The organism is Sorangium sp. So ce295 (assembly GCF_051527405.1).
GTDB classification, from domain to species: domain Bacteria; phylum Myxococcota_A; class Polyangia; order Polyangiales; family Polyangiaceae; genus Sorangium; species Sorangium cellulosum_B.
Map to the genome: position 1 here is coordinate 8,130,573 of NZ_CP150324.1, position 14,209 is coordinate 8,144,781.

Here is a 14,209-nt window from a genome sequence, read left to right on the forward strand (position 1 = left end):
ACGACCTGGCGTGCTGGTCGCAGCATAGACCGGATGGACGCCGCGCACGAGGCCTCGATGGGGGCGCTCTCGCGATGGCCGGCTGCGCCGCGCCGATCGACGCCCCGAAGCTGCCGGCAGGGAGCCCCCTGTCCGATGGCTCACCTTCTCGACTTGGCCACGGACCGGCGCTCGTTACAAGCAGAGCCCCTGTCCGCAGACGAGCCTGCATTCACAGCCGGTCTCCTGCGAGCCTCCGGAAATGCCAATGCTTGTGTTGCCGGCCGCCCTCAGGTTGGCTTCGATCCTTTCGAGAGCGCATGCCGGGACCTTGAAGTTGTCGGTGATCTGTACGTCCTCGCCCACGCTGCGCAGGGCATCGAGCCGCAGCGTCGCGAGCTCCGTGTTTCGATGGATCCAGAGCCGCGCGTCGACGGCCTCGAGCTTGCGAAAATCGGCTTCCAGCAGCTCGAACGCCAGATAGATCCACAACGTACCTCGAACTCGCGCCAGGTTCGGCATGCGGATCGCCTTGATCTGCGCCGTGACCAGCTCCCCGCTCGAGGCGCTGCCCTCGGCGCGGATACCGCCGACCTCGAGCAAGCTGGGCAAGTCGAGCGTTCCGGCGAAATCGGAGCTGACCGAGATCGTGCCGTTGATCGTGGAGTAAGCGCGCGCCGCGAGGGCGTCCGCGTCCGAGGCGATGAGCAGATCGCCTTGATGGACGCTGCCTTCGAGCGCCTCCGGGCCGCTCTCGCACTCTCCTGCGCCGCCCTCCCCCGCCCCGCCGCCGTCGCTGCCTCCGCCCGGACCTCCCGACGCACCGTGAGAGGTCCTGCTCGTTGCGCCGCCCGAGCCCCCCGTGCCCGTGTCGCCCGTACCGGCGCTGTTCCCATCGCCCGAACCGCACGCGATGAGCAACGACACCGCGGTCATCCACGCCAGCCGGTCGAGCCACGATCGAGCCGACCGTCGGATTCTTGCGCATTCTCCGGAAGTTCCGGCAGCTGAATTCACACTCTTCATGAGAGAGGAGGAAATCGAAACGCTCCCGGAGCGTCAAGCCCACAACGGCGCTCGAGTCGACGGCGACCTTCAACGACCTCGATTATCTCCGTCCGCGCCGAAATGCCGCCGTCGCGCGTCCAGAGCGAGCGGCGCCATTGACCGCGCGAGACGTCGCGTGCCTGGGCGCGCGGCGGCGCCGCGTCACCGGCCGTCGTGAGGCCCCAGGATCACCGGCCCGGGAGCGAGCAGCTGCGTGCCGTCCATCAGCCAGACCGCCGCCTGGTTCGTTCCGACGGCGTACCAGAGGACGTCCGCCATGCTGTCGTAGTTCACGTCGGTGCCGGGGCGCAATTCCCAGTCACGGCCGAGCGGCCCCGGGATCACCGGTCCCGGCGACAGCAGCTGGGGTCCGGCCATCAGCCACACGGCCATCAGGCCTTGCTCGGGGCTGTTCCAGAGCACGTCCCCCATGCCGTCGAAGTTGAAATCCGACGACGTGACGATCTGGAAGCCGCGGCCGAGCGGCCCCGGGATCACCGGCCCCGGCGCGAGCAGCTCGGCTCCGTCCATCAGCCAGATCGCCATCAGGTTCTTCTGGATGTTGTTCCAGAAGACGTCCCCCATGTTGTCGGCGTTCACGTCCTGCGCGGTGGGCGCCGTCCAGCCCTCGCCTGGCGGCCCCGGGAGCACCGGCCCCGGGGCCAGCAGCTGGCCTCCATCCATCAGCCAGACCGTCATCAGGTTCTGTCGCTCGTTGTTCCAGAGCAGATCCGACATCCCATCGATATTGAAATCGGTCGCCGAGGTGACCGTCCATCCCTCGCCCGGCGGCCCTGTCCGGCATCGGGCCTCGTGGACGCGCCGAGCACGCGCGCCCGTGGAGCGGCAAGCGCCAGTCCAGCGGCGGCGAGCAAGCCCGGGTCAGAGTGTGACGGGCACGTTGTGACGATATTTTTTCTCTATCTCGGAGAGCACTCGAACATTCAAAGAGATGCGCGCGGCCGCTGAGCAAGACGGCCTTGACGTGCCGACGTGGGAGATGTAGCCGAGGACATGACTGACCATGGCGTGATATCCATCCTCTCTGTGGGTCGCTCCCTCGCTGCCTGTCTGCCGTTGCTCGCGCTCATCGCCTGCGGCGGAGACGGCGCCAACTCGCCGCCTGCGCCGGAAACGAGCGGCAGCGGCGGCACGGGCACGACGTCGACCGCCGAGAGCGTCGGCGCGACGAGCAGCAGTGGATCCGGTGATTTGCCGGCCGGTGGGACCGGCGGCGGAGGAACGTCCACTGGAGGCGGGGGCGACAGCGCGACCGGCGCGACCAGCGGGACGGGGGGAGGCGGGAATTCCACGGCCTGCACCCGCGAGCTTTTGAAGAGCACGATCGACGCCTATTTCGAAGCGCTCGCGGCGCACGATCCGTCGACACTGCCCCTCGCCGACAACGTAAAATTCACGGAGAACGGCGAAGCCCTGGCGCTCGGTCAAGACGGGCTCTGGAAGACCGCCGGAGCGCTCAAATACGCTCACAGCGCGCTCGATACCGAGACCTGCAGCTCCGCGAGCCAGGCCGTGGTGCCGGACGGCAGCATGGACATCCCGGTCGCCCTTCGCCTCAAGCTACAGGGCCGGGAGATCACCGAGATCGAGACCATCGCCGTGCGGCCAGGGGACTACAAGGTCTCCGGGCAGAATTTTGCCTCGAACACCGGCGCGATCATCGCGAGCGGGGATACCGTCAAGTGGGAGGAGCCCGTTCCGGAGGACGAGCGCAACTCGCGGGACGAGCTCGAGGGCTGGATGGAGAAGTACTTCTGGATGTTCCCGGGCGGCGTCTGCAACACGGTCAGCAACTGCAAGCGCATCGAGAACGGCGGCGGGTCGTTCACCTGCAGCGCCGGCGCGAGCTGCAATCCTGGCCAGCCGGGCTCGGGGTCACCCGCGCTTCCCCCTCGTCTCATCTTCGCCGACGTCGAGAGGGGAATCGGGGTCGGGTTCACCATGTTCATGGGGAACACCGATATGCATATGTTCAAGATGCGCGACGGCCAGGTCTACGGCGTGAGCGCGATCCTGGGCGCGGCCAGCAGCTCCGGCTGGGAGTGAGCGAGCTTCGTCTCCGCGCTGTCGCGCCGGGCCGACGGACGGGCCCCGCACCTCGGTGCTCGGGGCCCGTTGTTCACCCACGAACTGCCGTCACGGGATCGTCGGGGCCGTCCACTCCACCCACTTCGCCTTGTCGAGCTGGTTCTTCGGCTTCCAGATGTCGGTGTTCGCGCTGGCATCATCGAGCAAGAACTTTTTGACGAAGGCGTTGACCGCTTCCTGCTCGCCGCCCGCGTAGTCCGTTCCGCAGTGATTGTGCCCGCTGTCGATGTACCCGATGTTCTGCTTCACGCCGAGGGCCTCGTAGACCAACCTGGCGGCTCCGCCCGCCTGATCTGCGTTGTTGGTGCTCAGCCACTCGTAGTTGAGGTTGCCGAGGATCAGGAGGCCGCGAGGCGCCACCATGCTGACCAGCTGATGGTGGTCGATCGGGAGCTTGGTCACCGCGTTGCCGAACTGCTCGATCGTCTTGCTGAACCACTGCTGCTCGCCGTAAGTCCTCGAGAGGTTCTGGACGCCGGAGCTGCCGGTCCTGCCCATGTTGTCGACCTCCGAGACGCGCCACGCCGCAACACCGCCCGAGCCGGACTCCTGCGGGATGGTCAGCGCGATGCGCGAATCCATGGCGCCGACCATCATCGCCCCCTTGCCGTTTCGCGAGCAGCCCGTGACAGCGATCCGTTTCGGATTGATCTGTGCGTCTGGCATGGACTCGAGGGCATCGATGATGCGACTCACGCCCCAGGCCCAGGCGATCAGCGCGCCGCTCTCTGCGCTCCCATGGAACTTGGAGAAGATGCCGCCGCTCCGGTTGCCCTCCGGCTGTACCCCGTTGTGATCGTAGTTGATGATCGCAACGCCCAGCTGCTTCAGCCGGGCCTTGTCGAGAGAGCCGCCGAGCATGATCATCGCAGGGTAGGGCGCTGTACCGGTGCTGGGCAGCTCGACGGTCGGGGCGAAGGAGACATCCTGCGCTCCACCGCTCACGTTGACCGTCAGTTTACCGCCAGCCAGGCTGCCCTTGACGGTGGCCTTCTTGACCTCCTTCGGGCCAGTCTCGTAGTGCTGGATCATCTCCGAGATTTCCCGATGCCGGCACACCCACTGCGCCCGGGTCGTCACCTTGGTACCATCCGCCATGGTGAAGGGATCGTGCAGCTTGTCGTACGCCTTCAGCTCGCTGAAAGCGGGCATGTTGGGCACGGGACAGTCCTCGCCCGGGGTCTCGACCCCGACCAGCGTCGTGGCCCCGCCGCCCGTCGGGTTCGAGCCGCCGGCGCCCGTCGGGTCCGAGCCGCCGGCGCCCGTCGGGTCCGAGCCGCCGACCCCCGAGACGCTCGTCGACGGACCGCCCGTTCCCGAGGTCACGCCGCTGGTGCCGCCGCCGGTGCCGGACACGGACGACGTGTTGCCAGCCGACGACGAGCCGCTCGTCGGGCCGCCGGAGCTGGCGGTGGTGGTGTCATCCTCATCAACTGTGACGCCGCCATCGCTGGGGCCGCACGCGACGAACAAAGGGAGGAGGGCGGTCAGGGGGAGAAGTTTGGAGAAGCTGGGTCGGAACGACATCATGGGACGCCCATTCCCAGCGGACGGCGGTTCGATCACGCTGTTCGCTGGGAATCGCATCGCTGGCGTGAAAAGTCTTCAACCCAGTCGTAAACATCCACCCTACATGCAACCGATGTCATCCCTCCTGATTGGTTCTGGGGGCGCATCGCACCAGGTAGCTCCTGTGGAGCCATCCGATGGGGCGACATTCTTCGAGCAAGGCTTCTCGCCGGGATCTCGTCGCGTCTGGTCGTCTGCTCGCCGGCGAGCGAGCCGGGCCCGGGCGGCGAACGACCGACGCCCGGGGATCACGCCGGAGGGAGGGCAAGGCCAGCATGGCTCTCATGCCCCCCAAGGGCATCACTACTGCAGCACCACATCCATATCCCAGTCAACCCACATGGTCTTCCATTCGCTGACCGGCTGCTGAACGCCATTGTCCAGGATGTTCATGACGTCCGTGTTTGCGCTGGTATTGCCCTCGAACGCTCGCTTGAACATCTCGCCTGCAAGGGCGGTCTGAGTGCCCGAGGCGCCGCAGTGGTTCGCGCTGTACATCGTAAAACCCATGCGCTCCGGGACGCCGAGCGCCTTCCACACGGGCTTCGCCGCCCACGCGGAGAGCGCTTCACAGGTCCCACCCAGGTGACACCACGAGTTCCTGCCGTTGGCGTTCGTGAAGTGCACCAGGTGCCGCGGAGCGATGGTCGCCAGGAGCATGTGCGTATCGAAGGGGAGGTTGTACACCTTCGAGGGGTCGTTCCGGAGCCAGCGGGCCGCGCCGGTCACCCAGGGTCCGCAGATACCGCTGTCCTCGAGGTTGTCGATGCTCTGAGGCTTGGCATCCGAGCACTGCCAGACGGAACCACCGTCACCGTGCCTGAACCACTCTGCCTGGCGCAAGTTGGCCACACCGCCGCCGCCCGACTCCACGATGACGACCACCGGCGCACGACTGAAGACACCCGCCAGGTAAGCGCCTTTGCCGCACCCGGAGCACCCCGACACCATCACCTTCGTGGGATCGTGTCCGCTGCCCGGGTTCTTCTCCAGCACGTCCATCACCCGGTCGATCATCCACCCGTTGGCGACGTTGGTGTTGACCTCGGACAGGCCGAAGAGATTTTTTATCTTGTCCTGAAAGCCGCTTCCGAACGACAGCGTCTTATGGCCTGACGGGAAGATCCCCCCCGACAGCTTGAGGGCGATCACGCTGCCGGATCCGCTGATGCTCGCCGAGAAGCTCTCTGATTTTCCACCCACCTTGGCGGTGATTGAAACGTTACCTCCGGACACGGTTCCGGTCACCTCATCCGGCTCGGCGGGGACCGGACCGTAGAGGTACTTGGCCGCCATGGCCAGGATTTCCTTGCGGCGGCACTCCCACTGCTCCTTGGTCGTGACCTTCGTTCCGTTGAAGAACGTGAACGGATCCGGGAGCTTCTCGTTCACCTCGGTCAGGCCGCTCGGCTCAGGCAACGTGGGCAGGACACACGTGAATTGGCCGCCGCCAGTCCCGGTGGTCGCGCTTGCCTCGCCAGTCCCGCTGGTCGTGCCAGCCCCGCCAGTCGGGGAGCCGCCCGCGCCGGCTCCGCTCGTCGCAGCACCGCCGCCCGTACCGGCACCTCCGCTGGTCGAGGAAGCACCGCTGGTCGCGGGGCCTGCACCCGAGGTGACTCCCCCGCTCCCGCTCGGTGTCCCGCCGCCCGAGCCCGAAGCATCACCCCCGGCACCGCCGGTTCCTACTTCTGTAGCGCAGCCAGGGAAGTTCAAGAGGGCGAGGACGGGGATCGCGAGAGCGGTTATTTTGCGCGAGGCACGAGAACGGACAGACATGAAGGCCTCCATGTTTCGAGGGCAGTGGCGGGATGCGGCACGCGGTACATGACACGTGGTACGTGACACGCGGGCAAACCGCCGTACTCAGAGCGGACGACAGGGAAGTCAGTGCGTTTTACGCGTTGGCGACGCTGCTTTCGTGACGTGTGCGACCATGTGCTGTGGGTATGCCAATGGCACGTGAACGAGAGATTTCAGGGCGCGGTGCGATTCGTTCGCCGTCAAGCCGAGGACCCGTAAACCGAGCTATGAGATTTCTTCCCGGGCGACGCCTCCGGTCCAGCCGGGTCCGGAGCGAAGAGCCTCGGCGCCGGTGGTCTCGGAGCTGTCGCTGGAGCCGCACGCGACGAACAGGGGGAGGAGGGCCGTTGGAGCGAGAGGTCTGGAGAAGGCTGGCCGGGACGACATCACCAGATACCCATTCCCAGCGGAGGGCAATTCGATCACGCTTATCGCTGGGAATCGTACGACCGAAGCGGGCAGCATCTGGTCAGGATGCAAATGTTCGACAGACTTGTAGTCGATGTGATCCGGATCGTCTCCGGGAGCACCTCGCGAACGCTTGCACCTGCAGGACATCCGAGGAGGCACACCCGTCAGCGAGACTTTTCTCGTCGCGTCGCGTCGCGTCGCGTCGACGCAGAGTCTGGTCGTCTGTTCGTCGTCGGAGGACGAACCGGGCTCCGGCGGCGAGGTGCCCGCGGAGGCACGGGCTCGGCGGCACCGGGCGGACCTTCTTCCGCCGCCGGGCGGCCTGCACCCCCGCCCTTACCCCGCGCGGCTTGCCGTTCCGGCGCCGCGCCCCAGGAGGATCCCATCATGGCTCGACCGCGACGCCTCATCGAGCCGGGGACGCGCGCGACGCCCGACCTCCTGGCCGCGCTGCGCGCGCTGGCTCGGCCGCTGCGCTCCACGGCCGATCTCGACCCCTTGATCGAGCGCATCGGCGGCGCGCGCTGCGCGCCCACGAGTACGCCCGGGCGACGGTGCTCGTGCCCGAGTCGTGCCAGGCGGAGGCCGTCAAGCTGCTCGCCGAGGTGCGCGAGAGAGCGCCGGAGTTCGGCGCCGACGGGCGCGACGGGCACTTCGTCGCCGAGCAGAACGCCCTCGTGGTCAAGAACGCCGAGGCCTACTACCGGGCGATGGTGCGCAGCGACGCGGCGTCGTGGAACGTCCGCGATGGGCACATGGCCGATACGCTCGATCGGCTGCTCGAGCAGCACGGCCCGCGCGGCCGCGCGATCGTCTGGGCGCACAACACGCACGTCGGCGACGCGCGCTTCACCGACATGGCGGAGCGGGGCGAGGTGAACCGATGCTCTCGTTACAATCTCCCGATTTCCACCATGGTGACGTGATCCCGATCGTGCATACCTGCGAGGGGAAGGACGTGCCCCCCGCGCTCTCCTGGTCGGGTATCCCCGGCGGCACGAGGAGCCTCGCGCTCATCGTCGACGACCCGGACGCGCCCGATCCACGCGCCCCCAAGACGACGTGGGTCCACTGGGTGCTCTACAACATCCCGCCCGACGCCGGCGGCCTGCCCGAGGGCGCGCGCAAGGCCGATCTGCCAACGGGCACGCTCGAGGGAAGGAACGACTGGAAGCGCGCCGGTTACGGCGGCCCGTGCCCGCCGATCGGCAAGCACCGTTATTTCTTCAAGCTGTATGCGCTCGACACGGTGCTGCCCCCGCGGGGCGGGCTCACCAAGGTGGAGCTCGAGAAGGAGATGGAGGGACACGTGCTCGCGCGTGTCGAGCTCGTCGGGACGTACCAGAAGAGGGGCGGCTCGTAGGAGCCGAGCACCGCCGGCCCCGGCTCGCTCTCGCCTTCGCGCGCTGCGGGCTCATCCGCGTCGTTCGACCCGCCGCGGCGCACCTCCGTACGCCACGCTCGCCTGCCTGGCGGATGAGCCCGTATCACGAATCTACACCTCGCCATGAGCGCGCCTTCGGCGCGCGCTCACTCGCACTTACAGACAGGGCGACCGTCATCGTCACAGTGGCACTGACACACTCCATCTGGACACGTGACGACCTTATCGCCCTTCGGGCAGGTGGCGACGCACGAGGCGACCGAGTCCCCCTCGTCGCCCGCCGCGACCTCGGCGGCGCTGGCCAGCGAAGGATCAGGCTCATTGGCCTCGACCAACGCCCCCGCTCTGCCGTCCACCGCCTCCGCGGCCGCGCCCCTCCAGAGCGCCGTGGAAGCGGGCAGCATCGACAACACGAACACCGATAACAGCGTACCGCGCATCTTCACTCCTCCTGGTCAGCGATGCTTCCATGACTGGGCATCAGTGATGGGCAGGGGCCGAGGCACGCGGCGTGCCGGATGGCGCGGCCGGCGGCCGAGCTCGCGGGGCCGCGGCAGGTACGGGGGCGCTGCCCCGCGTGTGTCCGCGATGTTCGGGCGGCGCAGCCAGCCCGGCTGCGCGGGTTGAGCTCGCCTGTCCTGCCGTATCATCACCACGCGCGGCGAGATCGTCGTTTCGAACGCGACAATCCGAGCAAAGGGTTGCGCGCGATGGTTTGCTCGAACACGCAAGCCGGCCGCGGGCGGAGCGCGCCGCCGAGCGGCCGCGGCCTCACGTTGGCGCGGCGAGAGGGCGCGGCGCGCGCTGGGCCAGCGGAGGACGCGGCTGGCACGACGAGTGCTCTGACGTCAGACCGCAGGCAGCACACAGGGGCAGATGACCCGCGAGCTGGCTTGATGCTCCGAGTCCTGTGGAGCTACTCGAACGCAGGGGCTCCGCTCGGCCGTCAAACGCAGCTGGCATGTCTGGCCTCTCTGACCATCAACCATCACGAGATCGAACGAAAGAGGAAGAACATGACACGAAAGATCATCACCGCGGTCGCTGGGTTGTCGTTGTTCGTCGGTGTGGCGATGGCGCAGGCGGCGACGCCCGCCACCTCGGGCCTGAAGGGTCGCTCAGTCCTCGACGCCAGCGCGAGCGCAGGGATCCCCGAGAAGGTGGCGTACTACTCCGGGTACCCTGGGGCCAACGTGGCCACCTCGACGAACATCGGCATCGCGGGCATCGCGATCGGGACCTCGGGGTCCGTCGCCCAGTCGTCGGTCGCCCAGGCCGGCGGGTACGGCAACGTCGGTGTCGCGACGGCCAACGCAGGGGGCTTCCACGGCCGCGGCCACGGCCGTGGCCACGGAGGCTGGAGGAGGATCGCGCTGAACGACGCGCCGGCGTCCGGTCAAGCCGACATCCTCTTCGACAACTAGCGTTCCGCCCGCCAGAGGTCCGGCCAGGGATGGCCGGACCTCTGCGCCGCTCCGCCGCGGCCTCGCGCGGGCAGACCTGGCTGGTTTCCTCGGGGCTCCGCCCCGCTCCGCACCCCGGCGGCCACAGGCCGCCCCGGCCGGCCCGCTGGGGCCGGAGCCTCCACGGGCCGCGCGCGGCGCTCCGGCGGCGCGCGGCCTCCTCTCCGACGACCCCGAACCCGGGATGGACGAAACCATGCGCCGTTTACTCCGTGTGCTCTCGACGTCCGCGCCCGCGCTGCTCGCCGCGGCGCTCTGCTTTCATTTCGCGATGACGCTGGCCTACCTGACGCCGCAGAACCCGCTCCAGCTCCGCTTCGCGCGGCTCATCAGCAGGTACATGAACCCGTTCTTCGAGCAGAACTGGCACCTCTTCGCCCCCGATCCCATCACCGACACGCGCCTCGTGATGGTCGCCTGCCGCCTGCACGAGCCGGACGGGAGCACGACCGAGACCGGGTGGACCGATATCACGACCCCTTACTGGGAATCCCACCTGGAGAACCGGCTCGGCCCCGCGACGCGCATCGGACGATCGGTGACGGGCGCGGCGCGCATGATCTACACCGTCGATCCGACGTCGCTGCAGATGGCGAAGAAGCTCGATCAGCAGCGCACGCGCGCGCAGGCGGGCGGAGGCGGCGCCGAGGCGCCCGATGCTCAGGTGGTCGACATGCTCAGGGACGAGGTGAAGAAGGAGCAGGACGCCGGCGTTCAGCTCGGCAAGAGCGTCCTGGAGCGGGCCGGCTCCGCGCACTGTGACAGCCTGTACGGCGCGGGCCGCACCGCCGCGGTGCGGCTCCGCCTGGCGGTGCTGAAATTCCCGCGCTTCTCCCGGCGCGACCTGCCCGACTCGAAGGGTGAATTGACGTACTTCGATTTCGACTGGGCTCCGTATCGACCGGTGGCGCCGCTGGACGCGACGACCGAGGACAGACACCAGGCGCCCGTGGCCCTCCGGGCGGCGGCCGCGGAGGAGAGGTGACGCCATGCTGAGCAAGCTGAACGCACGCTGGCACCGCATCGTGGAGTCTGCGAGCCGAGAGCGCTGCCTGATCGGGGCCAGCCTCTTCCGGATCGTCGCCGGGCTGACCATCCTCCACCTCTACCTGGCCAACTACTTCCAGCGCCATTACCTCTACGGCCCCGAGGGGGTGTGGCCATTCGCGCGGTCGCTCGAGGAGGCCCACCGCACCGGCGCGTTCTCGATTTACCTGCTCAGCAGGTCGCCGCTCTACTTCGAGGTCGTCTTCCACCTCGCCATGCTGTTCGCGGCGCTGTGGGTGATCGGCTTCCGCACGCGGCTCATGTCGCTGCTCACGTATGTCGGGCTCTGGTCGTTGCATCAACGGAACCCCGTCCTGCTCGACGGCGGTGACAACCTCGTCCGGCTCGCGCTGCTGTACGGCATCTTCGCCGAGCTCGGCGCGTACTTCTCGCTCGACGCCGACCGGCTCCGCGCGCAGCGGGAGCGCGGCGGGGAGCTCCAGCGGATCAAGGGGATGCTGCACAACGCGGCGATCCTCGCCTGCGCCGTCCAGGTGTGCCTGGTCTACGGGGTCGCGGGGCTCTACAAGGTGCAGGGGGAGCTCTGGCAGAACGGGACGGCCCTTTATTACATCACCCGCGTCGGCGAGTTCACGTGGCCCGGCCACAGCGACAGCCTCTCCCGCAGCGTGGCCGTGGTGACGGCGCTGACCTACGCGACGGTCGGGTTCCAGCTCAGCTTCCCGTTCCTGTTCGCGCTGAACCGGCACACACGCAGGCTCTCGCTCGCCGCGGCGTTCCTGTTCCACGCCGGGATCGCCGTCATGATGGGGCTCGGCACGTTCGCGGTATTCATGATCAGCGTCGAGCTGGCGCTCATCGCGGACGCGGAATACCGGGCGATCGGCGCGTTCGCCAGGCGGCTCGTGTCCTTCGAGGCGCCGTCGCTCCGGCGCCTCCTGCCCGCGCGCCGGATCCAGACGAAGTAGCGTGGAGCGGGCGCGCTCGAGCGCCCGCCCTATCTCCCCCCGGCCTCCCGGCGATCCCCGCCCAGCCTCACCAGCCTTCCGCCACGCGGATCGCGATCTTGCCGATCGTGCGGCCCGACTCGATGGCGCGGTGCGCCTGCGAGAGCTCGCGCACCGGGTAGGTCGCGCTGACGATGGGCCTGACGTGGCCTTGCGCCGCCAGCTCCGCCACCGCGGCGAGCGCGCGGCCCTGCGCGTGCGGGTCGAGCCGCCAGATCGTGGCGGCCCCCATCACATGATAGATCAGCGACGCCGCCTTCATGAACAGCCGGTCCGCGACAGGCGCGGGCATCGGCACGATGCTCACCACGGTGCCCATCGGCGCGACGGCGTCGAGCGCCTGATCCAGCGCGCGGCCACCGGCGTTGTCGAAGGCCACCGCGACGCCCGCCCCACCGGTCAGGTCCCGGCACGCCTGGCCCACGTCCTGCGTCGTGTGATCGAGCACGACCGCCGCGCCGAGGTCGCGGCAGAGCGCCGTCGACTCGGGTCGGCTGGCGGTCGCCACCACCCGCAGCCCGAGGTGACGCGCGAGCTGCAGCTGCAGATGGCCCACGCCGCCCGCGCCCGCGGTGACCAGCACCGCGGCGCCGGGCGCGGGCCGCGCGCGCGAGAGGCATTCCCAGGCCGTGACGCCCGCGAGCGACAGGCATGCAGCCTGCTCGTGGGAGAGGGCCGCTGGTTTGCGCGCCAGGGTGCGGCTGTCGGCCACCACCCGCTCCGCGTTGGCGCCCTGCCCGAACAGGCTGGGTGAGCCGAACACCTCGTCTCCGACCGCGAGGTCGTCAACGCCGGGGCCGACCACGTCGACGACCCCGGAGACGTCGTAGCCGAGCACCAGCGGAAACTGCCGCTCGATGCGGCGCGGCCCGGGCGCCGCCGAGCGCGCCCGGATGTCCGCCGGGTTGACCGACGACGCGATCACGCGCACCGTCACCTGGTGAGGTCCGGGCGCTGGGTCGGGCAGCTCCAGCGGCACGAGCTGCGAGGCGTCGCCATGGTGATGGATTCCGATTGCCTTCATGCGTTGCAGTCCTCTCGAGCGGCGCCAGCGTAGCTTGGCACCGGGCGAGCCGGGGTGCGAGATCAGCGCCGCTCGCGCCGCTGCTCGACGACGCGCCTGGCACGGAGGTTGATACCACCGCTCGCCGTGGATGCCGAAACCCTCTCCAGGCCGTGTCCCGCCACCGGGCCGCACGTCGCGCCTGGCCGCCTCGCCTTGCCGCTGCCCGATCGCTCGCTGCCCGGACGAGGCGGGCAGCGCGCCCTTCGCGCCCGGAGCCACGAGGCGCGCGGGAGACGCCGTGCGCGCGCGTGATCTCGGCGTCGCGCCTGGCATCTTCGATCCGGGCCCGCTCGACGCGATCACGGACGTGGGCGGCGTGCGCGTCGGGCACGCGACGGTGATCGAGGGAGACGCGATCCGCACCGGCGTCACCGCCGTATTCCCCCACGGGGGGAACCTCTACCTCGATCGCGTCCCCGCGGCGATCCACGTGGGCAACGGGTTTGGCAAGCTCGTCGGCGCGACCCAGGTCCGCGAGCTGGGTGAGCTGGAGACTCCCATTCTCCTCACGACCACGCTTTGCGCGTTCCGGGCCGCCGACGCGCTCGTCGAATGGATGCTGGCGCAGCCGGGCATGGAGGAGGTGCGCTCGCTCAACCCGGTCGTCGGCGAGACCAACGACGGCGTGCTCAACGCGGTCCGGCTCCGTCCCGTCACCGCCGAGCACGTGCGCGCGGCGCTGGGCTCGGCGCGGGAGGGGCCCACGCCGGAGGGGTGCGTCGGCGCGGGCACGGGCACCGTCGCGTTCGGATGGAAGGGGGGGATCGGCACCGCCTCGCGGGTGCTGCCGGCGTCGCTCGGCGGGGCCTGCGTCGGCGTGCTCGTCCAGTCGAACTTCGGCGGCGTGCTGCAGGTGATGGGCGCGCCCGTCGGCGAGGAGCTCGGCCGGTACGCTTTCCGGTCGCAGGTCGAGGCGGCGGCGGGGGACGGCTCCATCCTCATCCTCGTCGCGACGGACGCGCCGCTGTCGGATCGCAACCTCGGGCGGCTCGCTGCCCGCGCGATCCTGGGGCTCGCGCGCACCGGATCCTCCGGCGCGAACGGCTCCGGCGACTACGCGATCGCCTTCTCGACGAGCGCCTCGGTGCGGCGCCGCTCCGGCGCGAAGCGGCTCGCGATCACGGAGCTCTCGAACCAGGAGACGTCCGCCCTCTTTCAGGCCGTGATCGAGGCGACGGAGGAGGCCATCTACAGCTCGCTCTTCACGGCCGAGACCACCACGGGGAGCGGTCGCACCGTGGAGGCCATTCCGCTGGATCGCGTCCGTGAGGTGCTGTCGAGGCACGGCGTCCAGCGGCCGCCCGGCCGCTCCCGCCCTGCATGACGCAAGAGGCCGCCGCGGGCGGGCCGGCGCGAGAGCTCGCAG

General features: G+C 69.1%; 12 protein-coding genes and 1 pseudogene. 7 read left to right on the forward strand and 6 right to left on the reverse strand.

Annotated features, from left to right (window positions below; all coding sequences use genetic code 11):
• Positions 1–174: 174 nt before the first annotated feature.
• Both WMF11_RS30715 and WMF11_RS30720 read right to left on the reverse strand, forming a co-directional pair.
• Complete coding sequence (locus tag WMF11_RS30715) at positions 175–906, reverse strand: hypothetical protein (RefSeq protein ID WP_437973248.1); 732 nt, start codon at positions 904–906, stop codon at positions 175–177.
• A gap of 282 nt (positions 907–1,188) precedes the next feature.
• Positions 1,189–1,773: a hypothetical protein gene (locus WMF11_RS30720; protein WP_437979360.1), complete on the reverse strand. Its 585-nt coding sequence runs from the start codon at positions 1,771–1,773 to the stop codon at positions 1,189–1,191.
• A gap of 267 nt (positions 1,774–2,040) precedes the next feature.
• Between WMF11_RS30720 and WMF11_RS30725 the strand changes: the two genes are divergently transcribed.
• Positions 2,041–3,093: a hypothetical protein gene (locus WMF11_RS30725; RefSeq protein WP_437973249.1), complete on the forward strand. Its 1,053-nt coding sequence runs from the start codon at positions 2,041–2,043 to the stop codon at positions 3,091–3,093.
• A gap of 90 nt (positions 3,094–3,183) precedes the next feature.
• Here the strand turns inward: WMF11_RS30725 and WMF11_RS30730 are convergent, their stop codons facing one another.
• A complete protein-coding gene (locus WMF11_RS30730) occupies positions 3,184–4,665 on the reverse strand; it encodes a glucuronyl esterase domain-containing protein (RefSeq protein WP_437902807.1) in 1,482 nt (493 codons plus the stop codon).
• 342 nt (positions 4,666–5,007) lie between these two features.
• Positions 5,008–6,096, reverse strand: coding sequence for a glucuronyl esterase domain-containing protein (locus WMF11_RS30735; protein ID WP_437973250.1), 1,089 nt, complete (start codon positions 6,094–6,096; stop codon positions 5,008–5,010).
• A 1,346-nt stretch (positions 6,097–7,442) separates the two neighbouring features.
• On the opposite strand from WMF11_RS30735, the pseudogene WMF11_RS30740 reads away from it, so the two are divergent.
• A pseudogene (locus WMF11_RS30740) lies at positions 7,443–7,796 on the forward strand (erythromycin esterase family protein); the annotation flags it as partial.
• A gap of 2 nt (positions 7,797–7,798) precedes the next feature.
• Entirely contained in the window at positions 7,799–8,278 is a 480-nt protein-coding gene (locus WMF11_RS30745) for a YbhB/YbcL family Raf kinase inhibitor-like protein (protein ID WP_437973251.1), read from the forward strand.
• 167 nt (positions 8,279–8,445) lie between these two features.
• Here the strand turns inward: WMF11_RS30745 and WMF11_RS30750 are convergent, their stop codons facing one another.
• A complete protein-coding gene (locus WMF11_RS30750) occupies positions 8,446–8,739 on the reverse strand; it encodes a hypothetical protein (protein WP_437973252.1) in 294 nt (97 codons plus the stop codon).
• A 576-nt stretch (positions 8,740–9,315) separates the two neighbouring features.
• Here WMF11_RS30750 and WMF11_RS30755 point away from each other — a divergent pair.
• The 3 genes from WMF11_RS30755 to WMF11_RS30765 all read left to right on the forward strand — a co-directional run bounded on the left by WMF11_RS30755 (position 9,316) and on the right by WMF11_RS30765 (position 11,738).
• Positions 9,316–9,723, forward strand: coding sequence for a hypothetical protein (locus WMF11_RS30755; protein WP_437973253.1), 408 nt, complete (start codon positions 9,316–9,318; stop codon positions 9,721–9,723).
• A gap of 235 nt (positions 9,724–9,958) precedes the next feature.
• Positions 9,959–10,747, forward strand: coding sequence for a DUF5819 family protein (locus tag WMF11_RS30760; protein ID WP_437973254.1), 789 nt, complete (start codon positions 9,959–9,961; stop codon positions 10,745–10,747).
• Between the two features lie 4 nt (positions 10,748–10,751).
• The gene (locus tag WMF11_RS30765; RefSeq protein ID WP_437973255.1) at positions 10,752–11,738 is read left to right on the forward strand and encodes an HTTM domain-containing protein; all 987 of its coding nucleotides are present in this window, start codon (positions 10,752–10,754) and stop codon (positions 11,736–11,738) included.
• A 67-nt stretch (positions 11,739–11,805) separates the two neighbouring features.
• Here the strand turns inward: WMF11_RS30765 and WMF11_RS30770 are convergent, their stop codons facing one another.
• Positions 11,806–12,801 carry a quinone oxidoreductase family protein gene (locus WMF11_RS30770; protein ID WP_437973256.1) on the reverse strand — a complete coding sequence of 332 codons (996 nt, stop codon included), beginning with the start codon at positions 12,799–12,801 and terminating at the stop codon, positions 11,806–11,808.
• 280 nt (positions 12,802–13,081) lie between these two features.
• On the opposite strand from WMF11_RS30770, the gene WMF11_RS30775 reads away from it, so the two are divergent.
• Entirely contained in the window at positions 13,082–14,167 is a 1,086-nt protein-coding gene (locus WMF11_RS30775) for a P1 family peptidase (protein WP_437973257.1), read from the forward strand.
• The last annotated feature ends 42 nt before the right edge of the window (positions 14,168–14,209 follow it).

Coding starts and splice junctions, on each gene's coding strand:
- WMF11_RS30725 (WP_437973249.1), top strand. CDS start 2,041: ATGACTGACCATGGCGTGATATCCATCCTCTCTGTGGGTCGCTCCCTC.
- WMF11_RS30730 (WP_437902807.1), bottom strand. CDS start 4,665: ATGATGTCGTTCCGACCCAGCTTCTCCAAACTTCTCCCCCTGACCGCC.
- WMF11_RS30745 (WP_437973251.1), top strand. CDS start 7,799: ATGCTCTCGTTACAATCTCCCGATTTCCACCATGGTGACGTGATCCCG.
- WMF11_RS30750 (WP_437973252.1), bottom strand. CDS start 8,739: ATGCGCGGTACGCTGTTATCGGTGTTCGTGTTGTCGATGCTGCCCGCT.
- WMF11_RS30755 (WP_437973253.1), top strand. CDS start 9,316: ATGACACGAAAGATCATCACCGCGGTCGCTGGGTTGTCGTTGTTCGTC.
- WMF11_RS30760 (WP_437973254.1), top strand. CDS start 9,959: ATGCGCCGTTTACTCCGTGTGCTCTCGACGTCCGCGCCCGCGCTGCTC.
- WMF11_RS30765 (WP_437973255.1), top strand. CDS start 10,752: ATGCTGAGCAAGCTGAACGCACGCTGGCACCGCATCGTGGAGTCTGCG.
- WMF11_RS30770 (WP_437973256.1), bottom strand. CDS start 12,801: ATGAAGGCAATCGGAATCCATCACCATGGCGACGCCTCGCAGCTCGTG.